This window comes from Mesomycoplasma ovipneumoniae, assembly GCF_030012565.1.
Classification (GTDB): Bacteria; Bacillota_I; Bacilli_A; order Mycoplasmatales; family Metamycoplasmataceae; genus Mesomycoplasma; species Mesomycoplasma ovipneumoniae_D.
Window position 1 is genome coordinate 178,441 of record NZ_CP124621.1, and the last position, 26,284, is coordinate 204,724.

Sequence of the window (26,284 nt, forward strand, 5' to 3'; positions counted from 1 at the left end):
GCTGAAATTCATAGGTTTTTTTGATTATTTGGGAAAAAATTGATCTATGTTAATCTTTGTCAGATTCGCTTAATTCAAGGTCAAAATAAACCATTGTATGATCTGAAATTCCCCTAATTCTATCTATATCTTTTGGGTTGGTAGTTTTATAATTTATTGATCTACCATCTTGTTTGCGCATTTTGTCATATTTTTCTAAATCGACTACATTTTTCTCGAAAATTGAAAATATGTTGTATTTTTGCGCATTTTTTGTCTTTAAATCTCCTTTATAAAAAATTTTGTCATAAGAATTTGCATATTCGCCAAAATTTTTAGAAGATAAACTTGTTTTTTCATCTTTATTAAGGAGCAAACGGTATGATTCTAATGTTGACTTAAATAATTTATCAGTGTTTTCAGTGCGAATATTTGTGTCACCCATGAAGATTATTTCATTGTTTGGTCCATCTTTTTTGTCAATTTCAGCTAAAACATTAACTAAATCACGAGCTTCATTTGCTTCTTGTTCACCTTGACCAGAAGCTTCAGGATCAGCCTTTTCCTTACGACTTTTACTTTTATTACCCGGCGCATCAAAATGTCCAATTGCAAAAGTAAAATCATTTTTAATATTGGTTTTAGTTTTAAATTTAACAGCCGCAACTGGTCGAGCTCATGTCAAATTTTTTCCTTCTTGAATTAAGTATGGATTAGATTTTCCCTCAAAATTTATTGTTTCAAGAAGCGAAGACTTATATAAAAAAGTATATTTTTCTCGTTGCTTTTCTTTCCCATATTCGTTAGTAGTTATTTCTTTTCAACCAGCGGAGGGATTTAATTTTTCAAGTTCTTTTATAATATCAGTCCCATCACCAGTTGAAGTAATTTCAGCAAGACCAACAACATCACTTCCGGAAGAATTTATAACATTAGCAAGAGCATAAGTTTTTGCACTATTTGGATTTTTTGATTTATTTGTGTAATTTAAAACGTTTCAAAAACCAACACGAATTGATTGGATATTATTATTTTGCAGATTTTTTTCAGGTTCTGGACTTTTTTGTTGATTTTGGTTTGGCTTTTGAGACTCATCGCTTAATGAGGATGAGTCATTTTCTACATTTTTTCCAGGTTCTTGGCTTTTTTCTTGATTTTGGTTTTGCTTTTCAGTCTCATCAGTCGCGCCGGTCAAGTCATTTTTAGGCAATGTTTCACTTTTATTTATAACAACTCCCTTTCCAGTTTGTTCTCCGGTAGATGAATTATAAATAAAATATGCACCAGCGCCAATAGCTGCCGCCGATCCTGCAAAAATAAGCGGGAATAAAATAGATTTCTTCATTTTAGATTAAATTTTGTTAATAAATTTTCCTTTTAGATAATTCAATTAGAGCATCACTAACTTTTTTTAACTCAAGTTCGTTTAAAATTTCTAGTAAATCAGGACAAATTTTGATATTTAAACTTTCAAAAATATCAAAATTAAATTTGGCACCATAATTTAATCTAATAAAATCTCTAAAAAACACTATTTTGTCCCTTTTTTCCTCGATCTGTTTTGACAATTTTGCACTAATTTTATCAAGATTTTCCAAAATGTTATCTACATTTTTATATTTTTCTAGTAATTTTATTGCACCTTTTGTTCCTAGACCATCAATTATCTTAATATTATCAGAACTATCACCTGCTAAAACCTTAAAATCAACGATTTGCTCAGGATTAATCCCAAAATTCTGGTGAAAATTTTCCAAATTAACTGCATTAATAGAATCATTTTTAATTTTATTAATAATAGTTGTTTTTTCATCAACTAATTGTAGTAAATCTTGATCTGAACTAAAAATGAAAATTTCTGTTTCAGGATCGGTATTTCTTATTATTTTTTGCATAGATGCAATTAAATCATCAGCCTCAAATTCGCTGTCCTGTGATCAAAAAAACCCTGATAAACTAAGGATTTTTTTGATTATATTTATTTGAAGAAATAAAGAATCAGGCGGTTTTTGTCTACCTTTTTTGTAATCAGGATAGCTTTGGTGACGACTAGTTGTTGAGCCAAAATCAAATGCAAAATAAATATTGTTTGGCTCAACAAGTTTAATTAATTTAAAAACAGTATTAAAAAAAATATGAATTGCAAAAGTCATATCACCTTTAGAATTAACTAGCTGATTTCCGTAGTAGCCAGCAAAAAATGACTTAAAAGCAAGTCAATTTCCATCAATTAGCAAAATTTTTTTATTCATAGTTGTCAACTTTATTTTGTTAATATTTGTTTTATTGTATATTTTCCATCATTTTTTAAAAATAACTTAAATTTATAGGTTTTTCCTAATTCAAGGGAACGATAATCTAAATGGCCTGCATAGGCCTCAATTGTTTTTTCTCCATCTGTTAGAATTAGATAGCGAAGTGGAAATCCATTCGCTGCAACACGTTTTTCTACATTTTCAAACTCAAGATATAATAAATATTCATTATTAGGTCTCAAATCTTTAAGTGGAGTATGATTTCCAATAACCGATGCCTGCTTTTTTTCAATAAATGACATTCCGAGATATTTTATTTCATTTTCGTAGTTTTCATCTTCATTATAAGGTAGTTTTTCAAGCAAATTTGACTCAGTTTCGCTATTATTTTCAAGGGCAACCAAATTTCCGTCTTTGTCAGTTAAGACTAAAGTAGCATGATTTCAAAGCAAATCTAAATTATGAGCTAGTGTTTCTTGATTTGCAAATTCTTTTAGTGAATTTGCATAAATTAATTTTTCAATTGCAACTTTTGAAAAATTAATTATTTTCATTCGCCTTATAAAATCAAGGAAAGACTTGTATTTTCCATTTTTTTGGCGTTCGTCAATAATTGATTTAATTGCGATTGTTCCAAGACCTTTTATCATTAAAAGTGGAAGGTAAATCCTGTTATTTTGTTCAAAATAAGTCGCCTTGTGGGACGAAAAGTTAATATTTGGCTGTAAAATCTGGATTCCAAAATTATTTGCTTCTTGGACATATTTTTTAATATTTGCCTGAGCCCCGTTTTCATTTGAAATAAGTTCAGCAAAAAAATAAAGGGGAAATTTAGCTTTTAAATACGCCATTTTATAGGCTAAATTTGCATAGGCAACCGCGTGGGCTTTATTAAAACCATAGTCAGCAAATTCATAAATTTTATCATAAATTTCAGCGACTAATTTAGGATCACGCCCTAATTTAGCACCTCCTTCAAGGAAGTGTTTCTTAATTTGTTCCAGTTTTGATTCATCTTTTTTGGAAATAGCAACACGAATTATATCTGCCTGAGCCAAATCAAAACCTGCAACAACTTGACAAATTTCCATAATTTGCTCTTGGTAAATAATAACTCCAAAAGTTGACTCAAGAATTTTGTCATATTCGTGAAAATATTTAGGTCAATTTCTACTTTTTTTGTTTTGCGCATAGGTCGGAATTTGCTTGATTGGCCCAGGTCGATAAAGCGAAATTACCGCAACAACATCATTAATTGAATTAACACCGATTTTTATAATACTTGCTGTCATTCCAGGCGACTCAAGTTGGAAAATTCCGCTTGTTTTTCCTTCAGATAAAAGCTTATTTGCACTTTTATCATAGATTGGAAGCTCACTAAATTGCAAATTGTGACCTTTTTTATTAATTTCGGCAAGAATATTTGCAACAATAGTCAAGTTTTTTAGACCTAAAAGGTCAATTTTCAAAAGTGAAAAATCTTCAATAAATTCAGCAGAATACTGAATCTGATTAAGATTTTCCTTTGAATAATGAAGCGGAACTAGCTCAGAAATTGGTGTTTTTGAAAGCACAATTCCGGCTGCATGAGTTGAGGACTGACGGGGCATTCCTTCTAAAAAGACACTGATTTCATAGATTTTTTTGTAAATTGCACTGTTGTCTTGACCTTGAAAATTATCACCTTTTTGGATTAGTTTGTAAAATTCGGACTTAGTGTTTTGATAAATTTGAGCTAGTGTCATATTTGCACTAATTAATTTAGCGTTTTTATTAATTTGAACCTCAGGAATACCAAAACCTTTTGAAATATCGCGAAAAATACTTTTTGCCGCAAGTGTCGAAAAAGTGATAATTGTCGCACAATGCTCAGGACCGTATTTTTGAAAAAGATAATCAATTACCTCATTTCGACGAGTATCTTGAATATCAATGTCAATATCGGGCATTGAAATTCGTTTAGGATTCAAAAACCTTTCAAAAATTAGGTTGTATTTCAAAGGATTAACGGCGGTAATATCTAATAAATAAGCAATAAGTGATCCAGAAGCCGAACCTCGACCTGGCCCAATTAGAATATTATTTTTTCTTGCTCATTTAAGTAAATCCCAAATTATCAAAAAATAGTTACTGAATTTTAGTTCAGAAATTATTTTATATTCATATTTTAACCTTGAGGAGTAGTTGTAATTTTCAAGTTCAGCTCTTTTTTTGTTTATTGCTTCAATTAGAACATTTTTTAAAATAATATCAGGATCATCTTGGCCAGTCTGGTCTAAATTTGGTAAATTAATGCCAAATTTAGGAAATTCAATTTTAATATTTTCAACAAGACCGTTGGTTCTCTTGATAATTTCAGGTTCAATTTCAACTTCTCAGTCATCAAAATCGTACAATTTTTGGCTAGCATCAAAAATTTCGCCTTTGATTTTATAAAGGGCTTCTAAATAAATTTTCTCTGATGCATGAAGTACATTTCGTTCTTGCACATAAATTGCATTGCTAATTTTGGGATTATTTTCGACAATATAGTAGTTTTTTAAATTATTTTGGCCTAAAAAGGTTGACAATTGCACCTTTTTTTGCCAGTAAAAACCTTTTTTGGGGTGGTCAATAATAATTATATTGTCTTGATTTTGTAAATCACTAAGAAAAATGTCCTCATTTTTTGTTTTTTTGGTCGAGATTGTCGACAAAAAAACATAGCCTTGATAGTTTTTTGCAAGCAAAATAAAATGAAATTTTTCAATTTCAATTTCAAGGCCAATTACAGGATTAATCCCGTTTTCCTTACATAATTTGTAGAACTTTGGAACCCCAAACATTGTGTTAAAATCAGTTAGAACCAATGTTTTTAGATCATTTTTTAGCGCAAAATCAATTAGTGAGTCTAATTTGATTGTTGATGATAAAAATGTATATTCGCTTCTTGTGTGTAAATTTATTAGATTCATATTTCAAGTAATTTTATTTTAAATTTAAAAAAATTCATTTATTTTTTGAAAAAATGTCAAAAAATAAATGAATTTTCCTTGAAAAACTTTTTAAAATAGTTATTCCTGAGTTTCCAGTTTGATGCAAAAATTCATTTTTTAGTGAATACAAATAGTAAAAATACCGGTAAATCCGTGTTTTTTGACCTAAAATCTTAATTTTTATAGTTTTGAAATTGACCTTTTGTAAAAAAAAAAAAAAAATGCTTGGTCAAAAATAAAGTTATGTTATAATTACCATCACTAAGAATAAATTAATAAATTTGGATTTTAAAATTAAGGGGAATTAGTTATGTTTTTTGTCTAAAAAATCAGAAAATGCAAATTATCCATTATGTTTTTAGTCATGATGGAATGCCTTAAATTTAACCGTTTAGAAATCTATAAATTTAAGGCTTTTTTTATTGTTCTTTCAAAACTTCATATATTTTTTTAGGCTCAGCGTAAATAAAAATGAGTTTTCTATTTGCATTGAGTTTAAATAGTAGTTGTATTTTTTATGGTTTTTGTCATTGTTTTAAACTAAAAAAGTAGTTTAAAAATTTCATAATTTTGCTTTTTAAGTTAAAATTTAAGCTTTTTTAGTTTACTTTATTTAAAACTGGGAAACTCGGGTATTAGATTCGTATTTAAAATAGTTAGTTTTTTTCATCATTTTCATCTTGAGATTTGATTCTAGCAAAAATTTTGTCCATTTCATCGACACGTTTTGCAACCGGATCAAGTTTAAAGTGCAGTTCTGGAACCTTAAATCCTTCAAGAAGGTTACCAAATTTGAGTCGTATAAATTTTTCAGCTTTAATAATTTCGCCTAGAAACTTATCTTCATCATATTCGAACTCTAAATAGATAAAAAGATGAGAATTATCACCTGAAAGTCGAACTCAATTTACAGCAATTGGCATTCTTTCAGAAAAATGTGAGTCGATAATTTTTGAAATCAACTGGTGATAATAAGTTTGCCGTTTTTCATGACTAACAGACATAATTTTCTCCTTTAGTTATCAATTTCAACTTCAATAAAAGATCTAAGTTCATCACCGATTTCGATGTCATCAAATTTGTAAATGTGTGTTCCAAATTCATTTCCAATTGTTATTTCTTTTACAGGATTTTTATCGCGCTGAAGTGATTCGATTTTTCCTGAGTGAATTAATTTGGAATTTCTTCACAATTCAATTTTGCAATTTTCAACAAATTTTCCACTAACAACGCTACATCCGGCAATTGAACCGACTTTTGAGAACCAAAATTTAGCAATAATTTTAGCAGTTCCAATATGTTGAAGTTCATATTTGATTTCACGCATGCTTTTAACTTGTTTTTTAATTTCATCAATTATTTTATAAATAATAGTGTGCTCGCGAATTTCAACTTGAGCTTGTTTAGCTTGAGCTTTTATTGCTGGTGGAACTTGGAGGTTAAAAGTGTAAATAGTTGAATTTGAAGTTTGGGCCAGCAAAATATCCGCTTTGTTAATAATCCCAACTCCTGAGTGTAAAATGTGAATATGAACATGTTTTGAAGCAAGTTGTTCAATTGTTGAGTGTAAAGCTTGGGCAATTCCGGTCACGTCAGCTTTTATTATAATATTTAAGGTTTTTTCTTTTGTTTGTTGTGTAGTTTGGGCTTTTGTTTTTGAAAGTTTTTCTGATTGTCTTCTTTCTAATGCAAGTTGTTTGGCAAATTTTTCCTCATGAAAACCAAAAAATTTATCACCAGCTTCAGGAACATAATTTAGACCTGTGACAATAACCGGAGTTCCCGGAGGCGCAAATTTAATTGGCTTACCGTTTGTGTCTTCAAGTGAACGAATTCGACCGTATTGACAACCAGCAACAATGAAATCGCGAACCATCAAAGTTCCATTTTGGACCATTAGTGTTGCAATTGTTCCTTTATTATGGTGAAGTTTTGCTTCAATAACGGTTCCAATTGGGTAACGATTTTTGTTTGCCTTAAGCTCAAGTATTTCAGCAACTAGCAAAATAGACCGAAAAAGTTCATCAATTCCTTGACCAGTTAGTGCCGAACCGTAGACAAAAATATTGTTTCCTCCTCATTCTTCGGTGACAATATTTAATGCTGAAAGTTCATTTTTGATCCGATCGACGTCTTTATTAGGCTTGTCCATTTTATTAACAAAAACAATAATAGGCACATTTGCGGCAGTAGCATGACTGATAGCTTCTTTAGTTTGTGGCATAACTCCATCATCAGCGGCAACAACAAGCACGATAATATCGGTAACTTTTGCCCCGCGAGCTCGCATTTGTGTAAAGGCTTCATGACCTGGAGTGTCAATAAAATTGATAATATTGTCTTCAAAATTAACTTGATAAGCACCGGTGTGTTGGGTTATTCCGCCGCGCTCATTTTTTGCAACATTAGTTTTTCTAATAAAATCAAGAAGTGTTGTTTTTCCGTGATCGACATGACCCATAACCGTAATAATTGGTGGGCGGTGGCTGAGATGGTCAGATTCGTCTTTAATACTTACTTCTTCCATGAAATTTGATGCATCAATTTGGACTTCTTTTTTAAAATCAAGTCCAAATTCAAGACAAACTTCGGCAATTTCATCTTCAGAGAGACTGTGATTTAAATTGTACATTTTTGCTTGTTTGAAAAAATAAGTAATAATTTCATTAACAGAGACATTAATTTTTTCTGAAAGTTCGCTAATTGTCATTATTCCCGAAAAGAGGAAAACTCCGTTGTGAACTTTAGTTTCAACAGTTTTTAGTTGAGCCTTAATTTCGCCTACATTTGAGATTCTTTTTTGCGGTTTTTTCATAAGTTTTCTACCTCGATTGCTAAATTTTGGTAAGCAAAAGCGGAAATATTTGTTTTAAAAGCGCGATTAAAAAGTTTTCTTTTAATCGCATGTTGAATTTTTTCATAATCATTGAAAATGTAAGCGCCCCTGCCACCAATTTTTTTATCAAAATGTTTATCAATAATTAATTTTTGATTAATATAAGTGAACCTAATTAAATTATTTATAGGATAAACTTTTTGATCAACTATACATTTTCTTGTGTGATTTTTCATTTTGCTACCTTAAAAGTCAAAATCGTCAATATCAATATCATCAACACCGGTGTATTTTACAAGATCATCATCTGATTTGAAATTTTTAATCTGTCTTTCATTTTGGATATATGATTCATTATCTTCTTCGGTTCGAGGACTGACTTGTACTTTTTGAGCTTTTTGTTCTTGTTTTTTACCTTCTTCTTCTAAATGTTGCTTGTCAATTAATTCATTTTCGCTGATTGCTTCGTTAAGGGCTGAGTCAAACAAAGAGTCGGCGTCAAAAAATTTTTTTTGACTTACATTTGAAAAAGAATATGAATTTTCTTGCGAATCCGATTGATAATTTGAGTAATTTGTATTATTTTCTTTTTTATTAACGACTTTAGCTGAAGGTCTATTTTTAGTTGCCGGTTGTTTTACAGGACTAGCTGGTTTAGCAACTTCTGGCTGAGTTTTAGCAGATTTTAGCTTACTTCTAGGTATAAATTCATTCTCAACCCCATAAGGTTTTTCAAGTTCGAGAATATCAGATTCAAATTGCTGCAAAATTGAGTCAAAACTATTGCTAGGTCGACTATATGAATTTCACTTATTTTGATTTTGATAAGCGCGACTTTGTTGACGTTGCATATATTCGTTTTTGAGATCGATTAGTTCTTGATGATCTTTAACATTTCCGTTTCACTCAATTTGGAAATTATTGTCTTTAAGAACTGCAGAATAAGGTAAAATTTGAAGTTGACTACGAGTTAAGTCGGCTGTTAGTTTTACGTTTGAACCGTTTTTTCCAATAGCAAGACTATGTTGAAAATCAGGCACAACTACAGTAAAACGCCGTAATTTATGACTTATTTTGAACTCTTTTACGCAAATAACTTTTGAAGGTGACATTGCATTTACAATAAATTGAATTATATTGTCATCATATTTAATAACTTCAATTTTTTCGCCATCAAGTTCTTGGCTAATTGCAAAAATTCTTGAACCAGTCTCACCAACAACTGAGCCAATTTCGGAAATATCACTTGCTTCGGCATCATCAGTTTTTCGGATTGCAACCTTACATTTTTCACCAGGAATTCGTGCTATTGAAGCTATTTCAAGATATTTAGATTGCAATTCAGGAATTGCATCAATTATTTTTTTCTTAACAAGTTGAACTGATTTTGATGAAACGACAACTTGCGACTGTTTTGTATTTTTAGTTACATTTTCAATAACAACTTCATGACGTGAACCGATTTTTAAATTATTTCCAGTTGCATAATGACTTGGCATAAAAGCAGAAACTTTATCATCATCAATTTCAAAAATGTAACCAGCTGAAATTTTGTTTGTGATTGTCGCAGAGACAACTTGATTTTTTAATAATGAATATTTATTAAAAACATTATTACGGACAATTTCAGAAATTTTTTGTTTAAAAGTGTGCATAATTGCTGTAAAGAGTCATTGTTCAAAAGCTGTAAGGTCAAGTTCAATTGAAAAAATGTCGTCAACACGGGCATTTTCGTTAACCTTTTTTGCGTCAGAAACTAAAATAAATGAAATAGATTCATTAATTTTTTCTTCATTTGTCAGCTCATCAAAATAAGTATCTTCAACAACAATTCCGTTTGTATTAAAAACTTTAAAATTCGAATCTTCCAAATTAGCTTCAATTAAAATATGGGCGTCAGGGTCAATTTTTCGTGATATAACAAATTCAATAGCTTCTTGGAAAATGTCAACAACTCTATCTAGCGATAATTCGCTGTTTTTAGCAACCTCCTTAATTGATTGAACAATTAATTTTGCATTGTCTTTTGGGTTAATTTTAGTAACTTTTTCTCTTTTTCTATTCATCTTGGCAGTCCTGTCCTCTTGAAAGCACTTCTAAAATAAAATTATTTTCACTAGACTCAATTTTATCAATAAATTCAGAAATTTTTTTAGAAATCGCTTCAACTTGATCAAGTGAATTATAATTTGTAACAACTCTTAAATAGTTTAGCCCGTCTTCTAAAACAAAATTAATTGACAAAATATCATTAAATTCATCTTTTAACCTTTGTATTAAATTCAAATTTTCTCCTTTTTCTTCAATGTTTTCAATAATTTTGTTAGGTTTAAAACAAAAAAGTCGTCACAAAGGACAACCTTTTATTGAAATGTTAATTTTATAAAGGTTAAAATAATTATACAACTTTTAAATTTTTTTTAAAATAAAAAATTAAAAGTAAATGATTTTAAGCTGTTATGTTATAATTTAAAAATATGTTTTTTTAGCACATTAATAGAAGTTTTGCTATTTTTTCAACATAAGTATTATAACAACTTCTAGATTTATCGTTTATTTTAGCACTTTTTTGGGTTTTTATAGTAAATATGTTTATAAATTATGATACAGCTTTAATTAGAAAAAATTCGCGCGGCGAATCGTATTGAGGACCGCTTGGCTTAATTTTTAATTCAAACCGTTTTGAATTTTATTTATGATCGCCTGATGCAACGCGGGTTCACTTTGCAATTTATGAAAATTTTCAAGACACAAATCCAACCGAAATAATCGCAATGACAAAGCGATATGATGTCTGGTTCTGCGAAATTGATGAAAAATTTCACGGATATCTTTATAATTTATTAATTGAGCACCGTGATTCAACAATAACCGAAGCGCTCGATCCTTATTCTTATAGTATTTCTCCTTTTGATTGAACTAAAAATGAAGTTCCAAAAAGTTATTTAATTGATATTTATTCGACTCAGGCTGGTAAAAGTCCTTCAGATTTATCATTTCAAAGCAAAAATCCGCTGAATGATGCACTAATTTATGAATTAAATATTCGTGATTTTAGTTCAAAAAATTCAAACATAGCAAATCCAGGTACTTTTCTTGGGGCTCTAGATCAGAAAATTTTTGATTATTTATCTGCACTAAATTTCAATTTTTTGCAATTATTACCAGTCCATTCTTGTTATACTTTTAGTCAAAAAAATGTTTCAATTCTTAAAAAAGGTCAAGGAAAAGGTCATTTTACAAACTATAATTGGGGCTATGATCCACTTGGATTTTTTTCAATTAATTCAAGTTATTCGACAAATCCGCTTGATCCGTATTTAAAAATAAAAGAATTTAAAGCATTTATTGACTCAGCTCATAAAAAAAATATTGGAATTATTCTTGATGTTGCTTTTAGTCAAACTTTTTGCAAATCAATTTTAGATGATGTTGCCCGTGGTTATTTTTATCGCGATGAGGCTTTGTCTTTTCCTTCCCAATTTCCGCCTCTTGATTCGCAAAAGCCAATGGCATTTAGATTAATTCTAGACTCACTCATTTTTTTTGTTAAATACTATAAAGTTGATGGATTTCGCTTTGATGCGGCTTCGTATTTTGACAAAAAATCGCTTGAAATTATAAGTATCGAACTTAAAAAAATAAATCCTAACATTATTTTGTTTGGTAAATTTTGTAAAAAAACTGACTTACAGCACAAAAGTCGAACTGAAAAAACTAGTCGTTCTAATAATTTTAATTTTGCTTATTTAAATTATGGACTTCCAAATGTTATTCGCGGATCAAATGTTCCTGGCGATAAAGGTCTAATTTTGTCAAAAAACAGTTCAAAATTTGCCTCATATGTCTCACTGATTCCAGGCGGAATTTTTGACTTTGATTTTGGCGATTTTTATCACTCAGCTAGAAGAGATGACCTTTTTGCAAACGATATCAATATAAATGTTTCTTATATAACTTCATATGATGGTCCTACTTTGGCTGACAAAATTTTAACAAGTGCTTCAGGACTGACAAAAAATGCTTTTATCGAAACTTATCGTCAGGCATTAATGATGGCTTTATTTGTTCAAGGAAAAGTTCTTTTAAGTTCAGGAACTGAGTTTGCCTTTTCAAAAGCATGTGATTTTTCGGGTGCTAGTTATTCGAATTGTCAACTTAATTTAAATGCAACAAAACCACCTTTTCCATATCAGGCTCATAAATTTCTTGATTTTTATTCAAACAAAACTACCGATTTTACAAACGGTCTTGATTTTAGTCTTCTTGAAATTAGCGAAATTAAAACTAAAATTTTTAATTTTTTAGCAAAAATTAACGAATTTCGTCTAAAAACCCAGTTTTTTAGATTGCCAGATAATCAAACAATTTGTGATTCGATAAAATTTGAAACTGTTGATAATAAAAAAGGCTTAATTATTTTTAGCATCCAAATTAAAAACGAAATTATTAAGGTTATTCATAATTTTTCAGCCAATTCTTATGACTATAATTTTGAAGATTTTGATGTTCTTTTTAACTCTAAATTAGAATTTAGTCAAAATATTATTGAAAAACGACAGTCAATCTTACTTATGAAAAAACTTTAGCCCTAAAATTTGCCTTGAATTTTAAAAACTAAAAAACAAGGCAAAACTTAGAAAATAGGTAATTAATTTTTGCCAAAAAAGTTAAAAAAGTCTATAAAACACGACACTTTTTAAGATTAGCTTATTAAACTGGGAAAATAAGAAACTAAAAAAAACCAGATAAAACTGGTTTTTTTTAGTTAAATTTTTGAGGCAAAAATCCTATTTTTTATTATATTTTAGCCCTAGTGCATTTAAAATTACTTGGATTACAAAGTTAAATGGCTTATTGTAGTGAGGCAAGAAGTAGAAATCTGAAAGAGCAATTTCTGGTAATTTTAGACCTTTTTGAATTGCTAGTGAAAGGAAATAAATTACTTCAGTGTGATTATATTCTTTTCCATATGAACCAATTTGAGCACCAATTAATTTTAGACTTGGCTTGTCATAAGCAATTTTGATTCATACTTTAGATTTATTTTGCATAAATTCTGGGCGATCTCAGTCTTCAAGATATTCAACACCAACATTATCTAAGCCCATTTTTGGACAAGCATTTTCACAATATCCAGTTGAGGCATAATTAAATCCAAAAACGGAAATTGCATTTGTTCCAACATAACCTGGGAAAGGAATATCTTCACGTCCTGCAATGTGGAAAGCAGCAACTATCCCTGATTTTACGGCATTTGTTGCAAGCGCAATGTGAGCGTGTTGTTTAGTTACATTGTGAACCATTGAAGCTGAATCACCAATTACATAAAGATCTTTATCACTTAGGCAACGTTGGAACTGGTCAACTTTGACTGCGCCATTAGCAGTTTTTTCAACGTCTGTTAAAATTTTAGTATTTGGTGCAAATCCGATAGCTAAAATTACAAGGTCAGCAGCATATTTACCTTTGTCTGTTTCAACAAAAGCAACTTTTTTTCCACTTTCATCAGCAATGAAACGAACAACTTTTTGATTAAATTGTAAATTAATACCTTCTTCAACAATTTTATCCTCAATTTTTTGAGTAAATTCCTTGTCAAAATAATTAGGGATAATTCTGTCTTGCATGTCAATTAGCGTTGTTTTTTTACCATATTTGTGAAATGCTTCAAGTAATTCAATACCAATGTAACCACCACCGATAATAATTACATTTTTAATTGTTGGATCAACTGCTTTTGCTTTAATTTCTTTTGCGTGAGTAAATGTTTTTGAAACTAAAATATTTTCAAGATCAATTCCCTCAAAAGGTGGAATAATGGGCCAAGTTCCGCCGGCAAAAACTAATTTATCATAGCTGTCTTTAAAAATTTCGCCACTAACTAAATTTTTAACAGTAATAATTTTATTTTTACGGTCAATTTCGAGAACATCATGCTGTAAATGAACATCGATTCCCATTGATTTTAATTGTTCAGGACTTGAATAAAAAAGTCCAGATGGATCGCTAAATTCATCAGAAACTCAAAGTGCAATTCCGCAACCTAAAAACGAAATGTCAGTATTTCTATCATATGATACAAGTTCTGCTTGTGGGTAAATAGTTTTTAGGGTTCTTAAAAACGAAGTTCCGGCATGATTAGTTCCGATTGATATTATTTTCATAAAATCTCCTATTTTAGTGTTTTTTGGGAGTAAAAAATTAAATTTAATTTTATTAAATTATACAATGTTTTTCGAATTTTTTATTAAAATTAAGTCACAATTGAAAAAATAAAGAATAAAATAAAAAATTGCTAAAAATGAATAAAATAAAAAATCTTCGAAACTTTAGAAAAAACTGCTAAATTTCGAAGATTTTACCACTTTTTGCTAAAAAGTTAGTCATTTATGCACTTACTTAATAGAAAAATTGCGGCTGTTTCAGAGCGTAAAATTCTTTTGCCTAAAGACACAACTTTAAAATCAAATTTTTGTGCTAAATCTATTTCTGACTGTTCAAAACCACCCTCAGGACCGATTATTATAATTGTGTCGCTTTCTGATTGGTCTATTTTTGTCAGGTTTTTCTCACCTTCAAAGGCGATTAATTTTTGACTAAAATTACTAGAGTTTTTCAAAATATCACTGTAATTTATAGGTAAATTTATTTTTGGAATCAAATTTCGAAAACTCTGTTGTGCGCTGTGGAGACAAATTTGCTCTCATCTTTTTAATTTTTTTCTTAGATCCCCTTCTAATTTTTGACTTACATTTTTACTAAAAAACGGTCAAATTTCGCTTACTCCAATTTCAACAGCTTTTTGAATTGCAAATTCAAAGGATTTTGTCTTTAGAATTGCAAGCGCTAAAATAACCTTGTTTTTAGGTTCATTATTTATTTCAAGTTTTTCAATAATTTCAGCTTTGTTTGAATTTTGAACTAATTTTGCAAGGTAAAATTCACCTTTGTAAACACAGATAAAATTTTCGTTTTTAATTCGCACAACTTTAATATGACTTAAATTTAAATCATCAAGAATAAAGAAATTTTCTTGTTTTTCACTAACAAAAAAACGGAACATAGATAAAATTTTAATATAAAATTTTACAAATCCTAAAAATTAAGTAAAATTATTATTATAAGGATAAAACAAATGAAAAAATTATCAGCTAATGAAGTTCGTCAACTTTGATATGATTTTTTTCAACTAAAAAATCATCTTCTTATAGAATCTAAACCCCTTGTTCCCCAAAATGATGATTCACTTCTTTGAATTAATTCAGGAGTTGCGGCACTAAAAGATTATTTTATTGGTAAAAAAATTCCACCTTCAAAACGACTTGTTAATTCGCAAAAAGCACTAAGAACTAATGATATTGAAAATGTTGGGCAAACCTCAAGACATCATACTTTGTTTGAAATGCTAGGAAATTTTTCGATTGGAGACTATTTTAAACTTGAAGCGATAGATTTTGCCTTTGAATTTTTGACTAAATGATTAGAATTAGACCCTGAAAAACTTTATATAACTTATTATGATAGTGATTTTGAGACTTTAAATAAATGGAAAGGTTTAGGTTTTCCTGAAAATAGACTCATTCCCGGTGGCAAAAAAACTAACTTTTGAGACTTAGGTCAAGGTCCTTGTGGTCCATGTACCGAAATTTATTTTGACCGTGGTGAAAAATTTGATGCTCGTGGTGATGAATTAATAAGAAATGACATCGAAAATGACCGTTTTATTGAAATTTGAAACATTGTTTTTTCAGAATTTAATAACGACGGAGCACAAAATTATTCACCATTAATGTCAAAAAATATCGATACTGGTGCAGGTTTTGAAAGAATTGTCTCAATTTTGCAAAACGGTCCAACTAATTATGATACAGATTTATTTTTGCCAATTATTGCAGAAATTCAAAAGTACACTAATTTTAAATACGATATTGAAAATTATTTTAAAAAAGATGCAAAACAAGCCCAAATCAATAAAAGTTTTAGACTAATTGCTGACCACATTCGTGCAATAAGTGCCGCAGTAAATGATGGAGTTATGCCATCAAATTTACACCGAGGCTATATAATTAGGCGTTTAATTAGAAGAGCTTATTGAAACGGGAAAAAATTAGGAATTTCAGAAGAGTTTTTACACAAATTAATCCCAATTGTTGCTAAAACACTGAATGCTAATTTTGATATTGAAAAAATTGAGTCCGTGATTTATAATGAAGAAAAAAACTTTATAAAAACTCTTGAAATTGGCCATGAACTTTTAGAAAATGAGATAAAAAAAACTGAAGGCCAAATTTCTCCAGAAATTGTTTTTAAACTTTTTGTTACCTACGGATTTCCTCCTGAACTAACTCAGGAAATTCTTCAAGAAAAAAATATTAGTTTTGACCTTAAATCATTAGAAGAATATCACGAAAAACATGCTCAAATTTCCCGGGCAAATATTAAAAAAGGCATGGGAAAAGTTATTGATTCTTTAAATCAAGTTGAGTCAAAAATTTCAGAATTTATAGGTTATGAATTTCACAAAACTGAAACAAAAATTGCTTTTTTAGCAAATCGATTTAATGAAGTTGACCAAACTACTGAGGGCGAAATTTCATATGCAATTTTTGAAAAAACTCCTTTTTATGCAACAGCAGGTGGTCAAAAACATGATCAGGGATATATAATTCAAGGCGACAAAAAAATTGAAATTATTGACGTTTTTAAAGATAAATTTTTAAATAATGTCCATGTTTTTGAAGGTAAACTATCAAAAAATTTACCGGTAATTTTAGAGTTAAATTCAGACAACCGTTTGAATTTAGAGCGAAATCACTCAGCAACTCACCTTTTATTTGCTTCACTTCGGGCAGAATTTGGGCCTCAAATTAAGCAACTTGGATCTGACAATAATGAAGAAAGACTGACTTTTGACTTTCCTTGTGCTCAAAAACCTTCGAAAGAACAAATAAAATCTGTCGAAAATCGCGTAAATTCATATATAAGTCAACAAGTTCAGCGTGAATATTTAGTCACAAACCTAGAAAAAGCCCAAAAACTAAATGCAATTATGACATTAGAAGAATCAGAATACATGGATCCTAATGCGCTTCGGCTTGTAGTTTTTCCTGGAATTACAACGGATTTATGTGGTGGAACTCACATTCAAAACACTAAATTATTAGAAAAATTCACAATTTTATCCTGTCAAACTAAGGGTTCGGGAATTTATCGGATTCGTGCAGTTAGCTCTTTTGCCAAAAATGTTGAGTTTTTAAAACAAAATATTGAACTTTTGAAGTTCCAAATTAGTTCATTGGTTAATAAAATTGCAAAAATTAGTCAAGATTTTAGCTTTGATATTCCAAGTTTTACTGATTTAGATTCAGAATTTGAGCACTTGACAAAAATTGAAGAAGAGCTCAAAGAAAAATATAAAAAAATCTTAAAAAATCAAGATATTTCTGAATCATTAGAATTAAATTTAGACAATTTTGTTGACATTAATCAAAATAAGTTTTATATTGATTTGGAATTTAATTCCAAAAATCTAAAACAATCAGCAGCTACTTTTAGACAAAAAAATCCAAAGTCAACATTTATTTTAGCCACAAATCTCGAAGATGAAAATTATTTAATTACAGTTGCATCTTTTAACTTAGAATCAAATGTCATTCTTGAAAAAATTATGGAAATTTACGATGGTGCAGGAGGTGGAAATTCTAAAATAGCTCAGGCAAAAATCAAGAAAAAACCTATAAAAGACGATATAATTAAGCTTTTATGAGCATTAGACCCAGAGTTTTAGCGCTTGATTTAGGGGTTAAGTCTTGCGGCTTTGCAATTTCTGATTCAGAATGGAAAATTTCTTTGCCCCTTGAGCAATATAATTTTAATAGGTATGATTTTGCAAGAGTTATCGCGCGAATTGGTTTTTGATTGGAACAATATTCTGTCTCAACTCTTGTTTTAGGTTATCCTTTGACTTTATCAGGTAAAATTTCTCCAAGAACAATTATGGTTGAAGAATTTGCCCAATTAATAAAAAAACACTATAAAATACAGCTTTTTTTTCAAGATGAGCGACTTTCTTCCAAGGAAGCCAACTCAATTTTAATTGACTCAGGTCTGTCCTTTAAAAAAAGGCAAAAAATTATTGACAAATTAGCAGCTCAAATTATACTTGAAAGATTTTTACAAACACAAAATGGATATGAAAAATAAAAAAACTTTAACTCAAGAATCAATAAACCTTTCAGACCCGCAACGAGTAATAATCGCAAAAGAAATTTCAAATTCAACAAATCCAACTTACGAAAAACTTTATTCACTTTTTTATACTGAATTTGAAGATTTAAGAATTTTTTCTGTTGTTTTTGATGAGAAAAAGAATATTCTTGCCTTTGAAATTGACAGAAATACTTGAGAAACTACAAAAACCTTTGTTGAATTTGACGACCAGACTATTGAACTTTTAGAGATGCAAATTAGTGAATTTTTTGACACAAATAAGTTCATATTTGAAGGTAAGCCAATTGATCCTTTCACTTTTTTTAATAATTTCTCGCCCGAAACCGATTATGATGATATAATTGAAGAACTTAGCGATAAAGAAGTAATTAGAGTTCCTGAATTAAAAAATAAGGCAAAAAAAGCTATAAAATCAAAGGTAAATTAAGATGAAACTAATTGTTGGACTTGGTAATCCAGGAGAAAAATATGCTCAAACAAAACATAATGTTGGATTTTGAGTTCTTGATTTATTAGCTGAAAAACTCGGATTAACCTTTGATCAAAAAACTGAAAACGGCGTTTTTTGTAAAACAAGTGATTTTATTCTTGCAAAACCAACAACATACATGAATAAATCAGGTGATTTTGTCTTTGAATTAGTCCAATTTTACAAAATTAATATTCTTGACGTGATAATTGTTTATGATGATATGAATTTTGAAATTGGCCAAGCAATAATTAGAGCAACCGGAAGCGCAGGCGGCCAGCGAGGTATGGAAAATATTATTGAAAAATGCGGTACTAAAGATATAAAAAGACTGAAAATTGGTATTTCGCGGTCCGAAAATTCTAAGGAATATGTGCTTAGTCCTTTTGAAAATCAGGCCAAAATTAAAGTTAAACAAGTTATTGACCAAGCTGCTGACATTCTTATTTTTTATTTATCAAATAGTTTTATGACTACGGTTCAAAAATTTAATGCTAACAAAAACAAAGCCTAAAGAAAAATTTTTAATTGCAGTTTCTGGCGGCTCTGATTCAATGTTTTTGCTTGACAAATATAAAAATAAAGATATAATTGTTGTTCATGTCAATTATAATTTGAGGCCACAGGCCATTTTTGAAACTTTGTTAGTTGCAAAATTTTGCCAAAAATATAATTTAATGCTTAAAATTTTATCCTTTGATAGCTTTTCTGTTTCAGGAAATTTACAGTCAAATTTAAGAAAGGTTCGTTACGAGTTTTTTTACCGAGTTTATAAGCATTTTGGATGCACAAAATTACTTGTGGCTCATCACTGAAATGATTTTGTTGAGACAATTTTTTTGCAAAAAGAGCAAAAAAAGTTAGTAACATTTTGAGGAATCCGCGGGCAAAATTTCCTTTTTGGAATGCAAATCTCAAGGCCACTTTTGTATTTTTACACAAAAAAAAGAATTCTTAATAGTTGTAAAAAAAGGAAAATCCCTTATCTTGATGATGATTCAAATTTCACAGACAAATATAGAAGGAACGCAATTCGTTTTAAATTACAAAAATTAAGCACTTTTTCTTTATTTTTTACTTTTTCTGTTCATTTCATTGCAAATTTTTTTAAATTAATAGAACTAAAAAAAAATTATAAAACTCTTGAAAAGTGAAAAAAAACAGAATATCATGCTTATTTTTTTCAAAAAATTCGAAAAAAACCAGAAATTATCTTTTTATATTTGCACCAAAATTTTGACAATATTAAATTATCAAAGGGAAAAATCAATTCAATAATTGACTTTATTAGTTCAAAAGCACCCAATGGATCCTTTTTAATAAAAAAAAATAACTATATAATTAAAAAAAAACTAAAAATATATGTAAAATCTAGTAAAATTTAGTAAGATTTGTTGAACTAGAAAGGAAAATCATGCAAGCAAAACAAAAAAGGAAACCATCGGCCGGTTGAATTGTTCTTTTAATTATACTTTTAATAGTGATTGCTTATTTTGTATATACTCAATTACAACCTAGCCTTACTGTTAAGAGTTTATCTCATTTCGAAGAACAGTTAGTTAAAAATGCCAAAAACACAACCGATGGTAATTTCTTTTACTCAGTTATTTTTGATATTAATGCTTATCGAATTCGTGTAGTTGAAGCTACTGAAGGTAAAATAATTGCTTATTCGGTAATAGCAGATCCTGCTGTTATTACAAAATTCCAATCTGGTGCTGCTGAACTTAGCCCATTGATTAAAAATCAACTGCAAAATTCAAATATTACAACATATTCAGAATTAGTTTCACTTTCAGTTAAAACAGTTCCCTCAAATTATACAAATCCTACAGAACCAACAAAGCTCCTTCTTAATGAACTTTATGATTTAGTCGGCGCACAAAAACCCAAAGATAATGTCTATTTGCCTTCTTTTACTTCAGCCGATAGACCGTCTACAACAATTCTTCAATATATTCTCTCACTTCTCCCGGTAATTATACCAGTTTTTATAATTGGTTTTTTCATTTATCGCGCAAACAGAAATTCTCAAGGAGGTGCAGGATTTTTCAATCCTGGAAAAAATCAAGCAATCCGTATTAAATCTGATAAAAAATATACTGATGTTGCAGGAAATGTTGAGGCTAAAGAGGAAATTTCTGAATTTATCGACTACCTAAAAAATCCTGGGCGTTATTCTAGCGCTGGTGCAAAAATTCCGCGTGGAATTTTGCTAGGAGGTCCTCCAGGAACAGGGAAAACATTACTTGCAAAAGCAACTGCTGGTGAAGCGAATGTGCCTTTTTTCTTCATTTCTGCATCTAATTTTGTGGAATTATATGTTGGAGTTGGAGCAAAAAGAGTACGTGAATTATTTAGAGATGCACGAAATGATTCACCGGCAATAATTTTTATTGATGAGCTTGATGCAATTGGACGCTCCCGTGGTTCAGGAATTGGCGGGGGTAACGACGAAAGAGAGCAAACATTAAACCAACTTCTAGTTGAAATGGATGGTATGGTTGAAAATACCGGACTTTTAGTAATAGCAGCAACAAATAGAACTGACGTTCTTGATCCAGCCCTTTTACGTCCGGGTCGTTTTGACCGTTCAATAATTGTTGGACTTCCTGACGTTAGAGAACGTGAAGAAATTTTAAGATTGCATGCAAAAGGTAAAAGAATTTCTAAAAATATCACACTTGCAAATATTGCAAAAAGAACTCCTGGATTTTCAGGAGCTCAATTAGAAAATGTTATAAATGAAGCAACACTTTTATCAGTTCGTGAAAAAACTCAAGTCATCACAAGTGAGCAAATTGACGAGGCAATTGACCGAGTAATTGGTGGACCTGCTAAGAAAAATCGCGTAATAACTGAAAAAGAAAGAATAATGGTTGCTTATCACGAAGCTGGACATGCCGTTGTTGGTCTAAAATTAAGATCTGGAGTCAAAGTTCAAAAAATTACAATTGTTCCCCGTGGAAATACCGGCGGTTATAATTTAATGCTTCCTGAAGAAGAAAAATATAATAGCACAAAATCAGAACTTTTAGCAACAATTGCGGCATTTATGGGTGGTCGAGCAGCTGAAGAAATAAAATATGGTGAACAAGAAATTTCTACTGGCGCTGGTAATGATATTGAAAAAGCTACAAAAATTGCCCGTAAAATGGTTACCGAACTTGGAATGTCATCGCTTGGTCCAATTCAGTATGAACAAGATCAATCATCGCCATTTTTAGGAAGAGATTATATAAAAAATACATCATTTTCTTCAAAAGTTGGTCACGAAATTGACATTGAAATTCGCCAAATTATTTCTAATGCTTACAAACAAGCTTCTGAAACAATTAAAAATAATTTAGATTTACTTGAATTAATCAAGGATACTTTATTAGAAAAAGAGACAATTGTTTATGAAGAAATTCAACAATTAGCTGAAACTCTTGAGCCACTTCCAAAATCAGACCCAGTTCAAACAAGTGCTGTAAAACCTTCTGATATTTTGAGTGAACTTTTATCAGTAGATCCAAATCCTGAAGATATTTTAGATGAAAATCTTCAACAAAAATCAGTACAAAATTCTGACCAAAATTCAAGTGTGAATCTTGAACAAAAATCAGATGAAAATCCTGAACAAATTTCAGAACAAGAATCACAAGAAAACTCTGGACAAATTTCAGATCAAAGTTCACAAGAAAACCCTGAACTAAATTCAGAACAAAACCCTAAAGAAAATTCAAAAGAAAATTCAGAAGAAGATTCAGACACTACCCCAAAACAAGACTAATTAAAATTTTTTTCATTTTTATTTAAATTTTAGAAATACTGAAAATAGTTTCAGAATTAAATTGACGTTTTAAGGAATAAGACTATGTCAAAATTAAACGACCAACAACAATTTCGCCTTGAAAAACTTAAAAATTTACAATCCAAAGGATTTAATTATCCAAAATCAATTTTCTTGCATGATAATTTGGACGAAATAATTAAACAATATCAAGATAAAAACCATGATTTTTTTGTTGAAAACCAAATTAAAGTCGCTTTTGCAGGTCGTCTTATTCGCCAACGCTCCCCATTTTTCATTATTTATAGTCAATCATTAGAATTTCAAGTGTATGCAAATAAAGATTTTCAAACACAAAATCAGTTTACTTTTTCAAATTTAGACCTTGGTGACATAGTTGAAATTTCTGGATATTTATTTAAAACCAAAACAAATCAAATAAGTCTTAAAGCAGAAACTTTTTCAATTTTAGCAAAATCATTGCACCCATTGCCTGATCAATATTATGGAATTGAAAATGCCGATGATAAATATCGTAAGCGCTATTTGGATTTGTTAGTAAATGAAAAATCAAGGCACACTTTTATTATTAGAAGCAAAATTATCTCCTTAATTCGCAAGTTTTTTGACTCACAAGGATTTTTAGAAGTTGACACACCTGTTTTGCAACCAGTTTTAGGTGGTGCTTCGGCTAAGCCGTTTATAACATTTTATAATTCATTAAGTCAAAATTTTTACTTACGAATTGCAACTGAATTACCGTTAAAAAAATTATTAGTTGGCGGAATTGATGCCGTTTATGAAATAGGGAAAATTTTTCGTAATGAAGGTTTTGATACAACTCATAATCCCGAATTTACCTCAATTGAATTTTACCAAGCTTATTCAGATTTAAACAAGATAATGAATCAAACTGAAAATTTAATTCGCTTTTTGTTTGAAGAACTCGGATTAAATCAGTCAGAACACTGATATGGCGAAAATAAAATTGATTTTTCACAAAAATTTGCACGGTTTGACATGGTCCAAATAACTTCGGAAAAAATGAATTTTGACCTTAAAAATGCAGATTTTTCAGCTTTAGTTGAAGAAGCTAAAAAATACAATATAAAAATTGAACCATTTTTTACAAAAGGTCATTTAATCAACGAATTTTTTGAAAAATTTGTCGAACCTACTTTAATAAATCCGACTTTTATTACCGGTCATCCTATTGAAATTTCGCCTTTAGCAAAATCTGATCCTAATAATCGCAATTTTACGCTTAGAGCAGAACTTTTTATTGCTACAAAAGAATTTGCAAATATGTTTGACGAGTTGAATGATCCTATTGACCAATTAGGTCGTTTTCAAGCACAGATTAATGAAAAAGAAAAAGGAAATCAGGAAGCTTCTGAAGTTGATCACGAATTTGTTCAAGCTCTTGAGTACGGAATGCCCCCAGCGGCAGGCTGCGGAATTGGGATAGATCGTCTTGTGATGTTATTAACAAATAATGAATCCATTCGGTCAGTTATTTTATTTCCACAACTTAAATCTAAAAAGGATTAAAATGAAACTATTTTTTGCTTTTGATCTTGATGGAACATTATTGCGCTATGACAATACAATCCATCCTGAAAATGTTAAAATGCTCAAAAAACTCTATGAATTAGGGCACATTTTAGTTGTAGCAACTGGTCGAGGTTTGTCAGCTTGCATTGATTTAGCAAAACAATATCCATATTTTCATTATCTTGTTTCGAATAATGGCACTCTAATTTATGATATTAAAACTAAAAAAACAATAAACAAAGGCACACTCAAAAAATCAGTTGTACTTGATTTATTTAAAGATTGCAAAGATACTAACTCAATTTGTGCTTTTTCAACCCCGCACAATCTTTTTGAATATTCTCCTCAAAAAAATTATGACTGATTAAAAGATCAGCATATAATGGACCTAAATCACTATACAAAACTGAATGATTTTGAAATTATAGAAATTATTCAAGCAGATCCAATAACACAAATTGCCTTTCGTAATGATGAAAAAGCAATTATAAATCTTCATAAAAAATGGTCTGAAAAGCTAAATAATTTATATAAAGTAACAATAACAAACCGAATTTTTTTGGATATTAATCCTTTAAACGTCGATAAATCTACTGCAATTTTAGAATTACTAGAAAAAAACAACATAAGTACCAAAAAATTAGTAACTTTTGGCGATAGTTCTAACGATTATGGAATGATAAAACTAGCTCGTTATGGTTTTGCAATGCAAGATGCAACTCCTGATTTAATTGAGGTAGCCTCAAGAAAAATTGGAAGTTGTAAATCTGACACAATCGCAAGAACTATCGATATTCTTTTAGAAAATCAAGACAAATTATTTTCTGCCTAAAATTTATGAATTTTTAAAAAAAGCTTCTCCCAAGTTTTCCAGTTTAGATAATTTTAAAAAAGTGTCCTGGTTTAGTTTTGGCCGCTTTTTTACCTTTTTTGGCAAAAGTTAATTACCTATTTTTAAACACTGGCAAAAATCAATTTATGGATAAAGCAACAAAAATCATAAAAAATACAACTACTATTTAAACTCAATGCAAATAGAAAACTCGTTTTTATTTGCAGCGAGCCTAAAAAAACATATGAAGTTTTGAAAGAACAATAACCAAAAGCCATAAATTTGTAGATTTCTAAACGGTCAAATTTAAGGCATTCCATCATATTTAAAAATATAATGGATAATTCGCATTTTCTGATTTTTTATGGCAAAAACATAATTAATTCCCCCTTAATTCAATATCAAAATTTATTAATTATTCTTAGTGTGGTTTATTATAACATAATTTTATTTTTGACCAAGCATTTTTTTGCAAAAGGTCGATTTTAAAGCAATAAAAATTAGGATTTTAGCGTTAAAAAATACGGATTTACTGGTATTTTTGCGTATTTATATTAGCTAAAAAGTCAATTTTTGCCATCAAACTGTCAAACCCAGGAAAATTTATGAAAATTTTTAAAAAAGCTTCTTGAATTAATCAACAAGAAGCTTTTATTTTCAAATAGGTGGTAAATTCTTAGTTAATTTCTTTGCGAATTTTGTCAACAAAAAATTTAGTGATAACATAAGGTCTAGTTATCATTGAACCAACAACGACTGAATGAGAACCAATTTTAAAAGCGTCAATTACATTTTGAGGCTCGTTAAAACCACCTTCAGCGACAACTTCTATGCCGGTATTACGGACTTTTTCAACCATTCAACGTAAAAATTCGTAATTATTTTCAATATTATTATGGTTTTTTGTTGTTTCTGTATAACCGCGCAAAGTTGGGGCAACATAGTCAAATTTTAATCTAATTGCATTTTCAACATCTTCATAGTCAGCACAATCTGCAAGTAAATATTGGTTCTTTTTTCGGTTTTTATGAAAAAAGTCAACAATTTCATCAAGATTTTCGGCCGGCCTGTTGCGCAGAGTTGCATCAATTGCAATTATTTGGTTATCAAATTGCATTAATTCTTTGAGTTCTGCTAAAGTCGGCGTAATAAAAACACTTGAATTTGTGTAGGTTTTTTTAATTAAAGAAATTAAAGGTACTTTTTGGTTTAGTTCAAAAAAATCTTTGACATTGTTAATTTGTGAAGTTCTAATACCATCAGCCCCACCTAAAAGCACAGCATTCATCATTTTTTGCATTATTTTTGGCCCATAAAGTGGCTCATCTTCGAGCGCTTGACATGAGACAATGAAACTATTTTTTAAAAGACGCATT

The 26,284-nt window shown here is 29.8% G+C and carries 19 protein-coding genes and 1 pseudogene; 9 read left to right on the forward strand and 11 right to left on the reverse strand.

Annotation, left to right across the window (positions count from 1 at the left end; translation table 4 throughout):
* Positions 1 to 49 precede the first annotated feature (49 nt).
* From QJQ40_RS00730 to QJQ40_RS00765, 8 genes are all read right to left on the reverse strand, one after another.
* Entirely contained in the window at positions 50 to 1,324 is a 1,275-nt protein-coding gene (locus QJQ40_RS00730; protein WP_282861399.1) for an endonuclease/exonuclease/phosphatase family protein, read from the reverse strand.
* Between the two features lie 16 nt (positions 1,325 to 1,340).
* A complete protein-coding gene (locus QJQ40_RS00735) occupies positions 1,341 to 2,231 on the reverse strand; it encodes a 5'-3' exonuclease (protein ID WP_282861400.1) in 891 nt (296 codons plus the stop codon).
* 11 nt (positions 2,232 to 2,242) lie between these two features.
* Positions 2,243 to 5,188 carry a DNA polymerase III subunit alpha gene (gene dnaE / locus QJQ40_RS00740; protein WP_282861401.1) on the reverse strand — a complete coding sequence of 982 codons (2,946 nt, stop codon included), beginning with the start codon at positions 5,186 to 5,188 and terminating at the stop codon, positions 2,243 to 2,245.
* Positions 5,189 to 5,865: 677 nt separating this feature from the next.
* On the reverse strand, positions 5,866 to 6,213 hold the full coding sequence (locus QJQ40_RS00745; protein ID WP_044285845.1) for a ribosome-binding factor A: 348 nt from the start codon (positions 6,211 to 6,213) through the stop codon (positions 5,866 to 5,868).
* 11 nt (positions 6,214 to 6,224) lie between these two features.
* Complete coding sequence (gene infB / locus QJQ40_RS00750; RefSeq protein WP_282861402.1) at positions 6,225 to 8,024, reverse strand: translation initiation factor IF-2; 1,800 nt, start codon at positions 8,022 to 8,024, stop codon at positions 6,225 to 6,227.
* Entirely contained in the window at positions 7,991 to 8,281 is a 291-nt protein-coding gene (locus tag QJQ40_RS00755; RefSeq protein ID WP_282861403.1) for a YlxR family protein, read from the reverse strand. Before QJQ40_RS00755 ends, infB begins: the two co-directional genes overlap by 34 nt.
* 9 nt (positions 8,282 to 8,290) lie before the next feature.
* Positions 8,291 to 10,111 carry a transcription termination/antitermination protein NusA gene (gene nusA, locus QJQ40_RS00760; RefSeq protein WP_282861404.1) on the reverse strand — a complete coding sequence of 607 codons (1,821 nt, stop codon included), beginning with the start codon at positions 10,109 to 10,111 and terminating at the stop codon, positions 8,291 to 8,293.
* The gene (locus QJQ40_RS00765) at positions 10,104 to 10,397 is read right to left on the reverse strand and encodes a ribosome assembly cofactor RimP (RefSeq protein ID WP_230580393.1); all 294 of its coding nucleotides are present in this window, start codon (positions 10,395 to 10,397) and stop codon (positions 10,104 to 10,106) included. Before QJQ40_RS00765 ends, nusA begins: the two co-directional genes overlap by 8 nt.
* A 236-nt stretch (positions 10,398 to 10,633) precedes the next feature.
* On the opposite strand from QJQ40_RS00765, the gene QJQ40_RS00770 reads away from it, so the two are divergent.
* A complete protein-coding gene (locus QJQ40_RS00770) occupies positions 10,634 to 12,634 on the forward strand; it encodes a pullulanase (RefSeq protein ID WP_282861405.1) in 2,001 nt (666 codons plus the stop codon).
* 201 nt (positions 12,635 to 12,835) lie between these two features.
* On the opposite strand, the gene QJQ40_RS00775 is transcribed toward QJQ40_RS00770, so the two are convergent.
* Together QJQ40_RS00775 and QJQ40_RS00780 are read right to left on the reverse strand one after the other, a co-directional pair.
* A complete protein-coding gene (locus tag QJQ40_RS00775) occupies positions 12,836 to 14,212 on the reverse strand; it encodes an FAD-dependent oxidoreductase (protein ID WP_282861406.1) in 1,377 nt (458 codons plus the stop codon).
* Between the two features lie 215 nt (positions 14,213 to 14,427).
* On the reverse strand, positions 14,428 to 15,111 hold the full coding sequence (locus tag QJQ40_RS00780) for a 16S rRNA (uracil(1498)-N(3))-methyltransferase (protein ID WP_282861407.1): 684 nt from the start codon (positions 15,109 to 15,111) through the stop codon (positions 14,428 to 14,430).
* A gap of 72 nt (positions 15,112 to 15,183) precedes the next feature.
* On the opposite strand from QJQ40_RS00780, the gene alaS reads away from it, so the two are divergent.
* The 8 genes and pseudogenes from alaS to QJQ40_RS00820 all read left to right on the forward strand — a co-directional run bounded on the left by alaS (position 15,184) and on the right by QJQ40_RS00820 (position 24,908).
* Positions 15,184 to 17,835, forward strand: coding sequence for an alanine--tRNA ligase (alaS, locus tag QJQ40_RS00785; RefSeq protein ID WP_282861408.1), 2,652 nt, complete (start codon positions 15,184 to 15,186; stop codon positions 17,833 to 17,835).
* Positions 17,811 to 18,251: a Holliday junction resolvase RuvX gene (gene ruvX, locus QJQ40_RS00790; protein ID WP_282861409.1), complete on the forward strand. Its 441-nt coding sequence runs from the start codon at positions 17,811 to 17,813 to the stop codon at positions 18,249 to 18,251. Before alaS ends, ruvX begins: the two co-directional genes overlap by 25 nt.
* A complete protein-coding gene (locus QJQ40_RS00795) occupies positions 18,241 to 18,705 on the forward strand; it encodes a hypothetical protein (RefSeq protein ID WP_282861410.1) in 465 nt (154 codons plus the stop codon). Before ruvX ends, QJQ40_RS00795 begins: the two co-directional genes overlap by 11 nt.
* A 1-nt stretch (position 18,706) precedes the next feature.
* Positions 18,707 to 19,261, forward strand: a complete 555-nt coding sequence (gene pth / locus QJQ40_RS00800) for an aminoacyl-tRNA hydrolase (RefSeq protein ID WP_069099212.1) — start codon at positions 18,707 to 18,709, stop codon at positions 19,259 to 19,261.
* Positions 19,239 to 20,132: a tRNA lysidine(34) synthetase TilS gene (tilS, locus tag QJQ40_RS00805; RefSeq protein WP_282861411.1), complete on the forward strand. Its 894-nt coding sequence runs from the start codon at positions 19,239 to 19,241 to the stop codon at positions 20,130 to 20,132. The genes pth and tilS overlap by 23 nt, the downstream gene beginning before the upstream one ends.
* Positions 20,133 to 20,161: 29 nt before the next feature.
* Positions 20,162 to 22,169: pseudogene (gene ftsH, locus QJQ40_RS00810) on the forward strand (ATP-dependent zinc metalloprotease FtsH); the annotation flags it as partial.
* A 437-nt stretch (positions 22,170 to 22,606) separates the two neighbouring features.
* A complete protein-coding gene (gene lysS / locus QJQ40_RS00815) occupies positions 22,607 to 24,073 on the forward strand; it encodes a lysine--tRNA ligase (RefSeq protein WP_282861414.1) in 1,467 nt (488 codons plus the stop codon).
* Position 24,074: 1 nt separating this feature from the next.
* Complete coding sequence (locus tag QJQ40_RS00820) at positions 24,075 to 24,908, forward strand: HAD family hydrolase (protein ID WP_282861415.1); 834 nt, start codon at positions 24,075 to 24,077, stop codon at positions 24,906 to 24,908.
* Positions 24,909 to 25,584: 676 nt separating this feature from the next.
* Here QJQ40_RS00820 and QJQ40_RS00825 read toward each other — a convergent pair.
* Complete coding sequence (locus QJQ40_RS00825; protein ID WP_282861416.1) at positions 25,585 to 26,283, reverse strand: N-acetylmannosamine-6-phosphate 2-epimerase; 699 nt, start codon at positions 26,281 to 26,283, stop codon at positions 25,585 to 25,587.
* Between the last annotated feature and the right edge of the window lies 1 nt (position 26,284).